This is a genomic window from Vibrio sp. OPT46, from assembly GCF_015163535.1.
Classification (GTDB): Bacteria; Pseudomonadota; Gammaproteobacteria; order Enterobacterales; family Vibrionaceae; genus Vibrio; species Vibrio alginolyticus.
The window spans coordinates 82,549-82,889 of sequence record NZ_JADDYG010000730.1; the positions used below are offsets into that span (position 1 = coordinate 82,549).

The following is a 341-nucleotide window of genomic DNA, read 5'->3' on the forward strand; positions in this document are numbered from 1 at the left end:
AAAGCCCGTTGTACTCGCCGCCCCACGCGTTAAATTGCCAACTAATCCCACGGCGCTCACCCGCCTGATTCACAAGCACGGTCGGCCCAATATCGCGCATCCACGCATCGTTAAATGGGATTTCCACCAAACGTACGTCTGAGTGGAGCATTTGACGCGCTCGGTCAAAGTTGTGCGAGCATACCGCCACGCACACCTTGGTCACTTCCGCGATTAAGTTCGCGATTCTGGCGAAAGTCTCTTGCGCGGGTAACGCGTCATCACGCCAGTTGTCTTTCCTTTCAGGCCACGCTAGCCAAACTTCACTAACCGGCTGAAACTCAGCCGGAAAATAGAAGCCA

At 54.8% G+C, this 341-nt stretch carries 1 protein-coding gene; it reads right to left on the bottom strand.

Annotated features, from left to right (window positions below; genetic code table 11):
• On the bottom strand, window positions 1-341 hold a 341-nt coding region (locus IQR33_RS26460), incomplete at both ends, for an agmatine deiminase family protein (RefSeq protein WP_193844201.1).